Genomic DNA, 3516 nt, shown 5'->3' with positions numbered 1-3516 from the left:
CATTGCCACCTTCCTTGCTCTTGATTGCTTAAATCCTAACACAGTCGTATTTTACCCACAAATACTTTGCTGCAACGCATATATTATTGGGCAAATACGTGCCACATTAATATTCCGGGCTTCTCGCCTCAACCCACGGCTGCCCATAGGAATTCTTCTGACCAACCGGATGGTTACCAAGAATATATATTAAAATATAGTGATGCGTTTTTACAATTTTTCCTTCTTGGACTCAACAATGAATTCGTGGTTTTGGACAAACAGGCAATTATTAGAAACGATCAGGCTATTCACTCTTCTTTAGGCTGGTGTATTCTTAACCATCTTCGATACTTGACTGTAATTTTATAAAATTGGAGACACATATGACAACAACAAAACTAAGCACAAAACAGCGTGCGATCATACCCATTGCCGCTTTTACCGCCGGTGGAGATCTCGACAAATTAAAGGCAAGTCTGGAGAAGGGGCTTGATGCAGGCCTGACCGTGAACGAAATCAAGGAGATTCTCGTTCAGATGTATGCTTACGCAGGCTTCCCCAGAAGCTTGAACGGCCTTGGCACCTTTATGGCGATCATGGAAGCGCGCAAGGAAAAAGGTATCAAAGACGAAACAGGAAAAGAAGCCGCCCCCCTGCCGGCCGACAAGAGCAGCATTGAATTCGGCACAGAAAATCAAACCCGGTTGATCGGGCAACCGGTAACAGGTGCTCTGTTCGAATTTGCACCGGCCATTGATCAGTACCTTAAAGCCCATCTTTTCGGAGACATTTTTCAAAGGGATGTGCTCGACTGGAGCGAACGGGAACTTGCAACCATTGCCGCACTGGCAAACATCAAGGGTGTCAACAGCCAGCTTCAGGCGCATTTCGCCATAAGCCTGAACAACAACATTACCCCGGAGCAGCTTTATGATTTCGTAAGCGTTCTGGATACGGCGTGTGGCCCTGAAGTGGCGGCAAATGCCAAAGGTGTTCTTGAACAGGTTTTGAATACCGACGGAAAGTAAACGCAAAAAAACATTTTTTCTAAACAAGACTATATTTTTATTTAGGAGGCAATATGAACGCATCAAACGAAAACAGCAAAACAGAAACCCCTTTTACCGGGGAGAGCATTTTCCCGAGAGGTGACAAAAACGAGGCCTATGCCCGCTATTTTACCGGAACCAGCTATCTTAACATGCTTTCCCTGGACCGGGTTGTCATCGGCAACGTTACCTTTGAGCCGGGCTGTCGCAACTTTTGGCATATTCACCATAAAGGGGGACAGGTCCTTCTGGTAACTGCCGGACGCGGTTGGTACCAGGAAGAGGGAACGCCGGCCAGAGAACTGTGCGCCGGCGATGTGGTCAATATCCCGCCTGAAACCAAGCACTGGCACGGTGCTGCCAAGGACAGCTGGTTCGCCCATGTAGCCGTTGAAGTTCCTGCGGAAGGCGCCTCCAATGAATGGCTGGAGCCGGTTTCAGACGAAGAATACGGCAAACTATAAAAGAACAGTTTAACCATGTAACACACTGAATCCACAGAGTTCTCTTTTCAGTGTGCTACGTGAATTCCGTGGTTAAACGTTATCACATAAAACCCAAACGATTGAGAGGTGTTAAAATGAAACAGCAAATGACCCGTCATTTTCATACACTCCTGGCAGTGATTGTCTCGCTTTTATCCGCTGCCGGTGTTTCGGCTGCAGCAGACGCCGCCTGGGACAAGACCTTTGCCAAAAGCGACAAGGTTATTCACCAAAAAGTTTCCTATCCCAACAGATACGGTTTGACCATATCCGCAGACCTGTACCGGCCTAAAAATATGGATCAATCCCGAAAATATGCCGCCATTCTCGTGGGCACCCCTTACGGCGGGGTTAAAGAGCAAGGTGCCGGCATCTACGCCCAGACCATTGCCGAGCGGGGTTTTGTCGCCATGGCCTTTGACGAATCATACAACGGGGAAAGCAGCGGCGAACCCAGACACCTCTCTTCCCCCGACATTTTTGTTGAAGACTTCAGTGCCGGCGTAGATTTTCTGGGGACAAGACCCTTTGTAGACAAAAAACGCATCGGTGTGATCGGCATCTGCGGCAGCGGCGCATTTGCCCTGACCGCGGCACAGGTGGACCACCGCATCAAGGCGGTTGCCACAGCCAGCATGTACGATATGAGCCGGGTCATCCGCAAGGGCTGGAAAGATACCATGTCCGATGAACAGCGAAATAAAACCCTTGACCAGCTGGGTGAACAGCGGTGGAAGGATTTTGAGAACGGCACTCCATTGCTGCCCCAGGGGTTCCCAGAAGAAGTGGCGAAATCGATTCCCGAAGGGCTGGACCCGATTTCAAGTGAATTCTGGGAATACTACGCCATGCCCCGGGGCCACCATCCCCGGTCCCACGGCCCGTTCACCCAGACCAGCAACATGGCATTTATGAATTTTTCCCTGCTCAACTACATTGATACCATCTCCCCAAGACCGATTCTGTTCATCATGGGTGAGAATGCCCACTCAAGGTATTTCACCGAGGATGCATATAAACTGGCTGCCGAACCCAAGGAACTGGTAATTATTCCCGGTGCGCGGCACATTGATCTGTACGACAGAACCGACATGATTCCCTTTGATAAGCTGACCTCCTTTTTTAACAAGAATCTGTAGCATCGACGGAGTCAAAAGAGATGGATAAAAACGAATTAAAACCAAGGAAACTGTTATGTGGGATAAAATTTTTCCAAAAAGCGACAAGGTAATTGTAGAACGCGTTTCTTACCGGAACAGATTCGGCATCAGCGTGTCCGCCGACCTCTATCTGCCCGGTGACATTGATCTTTCAAAAAAATATCCGGCACTGGTTGTGGGCACCCCCTACGGCGGTGTCAAGGAGCAGGGTGCGGGACTCTATGCCCAGACCATGGCGGAAAGGGGATTTGTAGCCATTGCATTTGACGAATCCTATAACGGGACCAGCGGCGGTGAACCCCGGCGGACCTCATCTCCTGAGATTTTCACTGAAGATTTCAGCGCGGGCGTGGATTTTCTGGGCACCCGACCCTATGTGGACCCGAACAGAATCGGGGCCATCGGTATCTGCGGCAGCGGCGGTTTTTCACTCAAGGCCGCCCAGGTGGATCAACGCATTAAAGCCGTTGCAACGGCAAGCATGTATGACATGAGCCGGGTCACCCGCAATGGCTGGATGGACAGCATGACCGATGATGAGCGCCGTCAGGCTTTAGTTGCACTTGGCGAACAGCGGTGGAAGGATTTTGAAAACGGCCTGCCCGAAATTCCGCCGGGATTCCCCAGCACGCCCCAGGAGACAATTCCCCAAGAGCTGGACCCTATTACAAGTGAATTTTTTGAATTTTATGCCATGAAACGGGGGCATCACCCCAATGCACCGGCCGCCTTTACCCTAACCAGCGGCATGGCTTTTATGAACTTTCCGTTGCTTAACTATAGTGTTCCAGAAAAATAAATTGGACTCTCTTGGAAGATGATTTATTATGTATTTTTAGG

The 3516-nt window shown here is 49.6% G+C and carries 4 protein-coding genes; all 4 read left to right on the top strand.

Annotated features, from left to right (window positions below; genetic code table 11):
* Positions 1–365: 365 nt before the first annotated feature.
* Positions 366–1010 (top strand): carboxymuconolactone decarboxylase family protein, encoded by a 645-nt coding sequence (locus tag AB7U36_RS20780; protein ID WP_428161535.1) that lies wholly within the window; start codon positions 366–368, stop codon positions 1008–1010.
* A gap of 53 nt (positions 1011–1063) precedes the next feature.
* Positions 1064–1495, top strand: a complete 432-nt coding sequence (locus tag AB7U36_RS20775; RefSeq protein ID WP_428161534.1) for a cupin domain-containing protein — start codon at positions 1064–1066, stop codon at positions 1493–1495.
* Positions 1496–1611: 116 nt separating this feature from the next.
* Positions 1612–2655, top strand: coding sequence for an alpha/beta hydrolase (locus AB7U36_RS20770; protein ID WP_428161533.1), 1044 nt, complete (start codon positions 1612–1614; stop codon positions 2653–2655).
* A 55-nt stretch (positions 2656–2710) separates the two neighbouring features.
* Complete coding sequence (locus AB7U36_RS20765; protein ID WP_428161532.1) at positions 2711–3475, top strand: alpha/beta hydrolase; 765 nt, start codon at positions 2711–2713, stop codon at positions 3473–3475.
* The last annotated feature ends 41 nt before the right edge of the window (positions 3476–3516 follow it).

The sequence above is a fragment of the Desulfobacter sp. genome, from assembly GCF_050177295.1.
The sequence above is the reverse complement of the archived record's forward strand: the minus strand, read 5'-3'. Positions and strand labels throughout refer to the sequence as shown.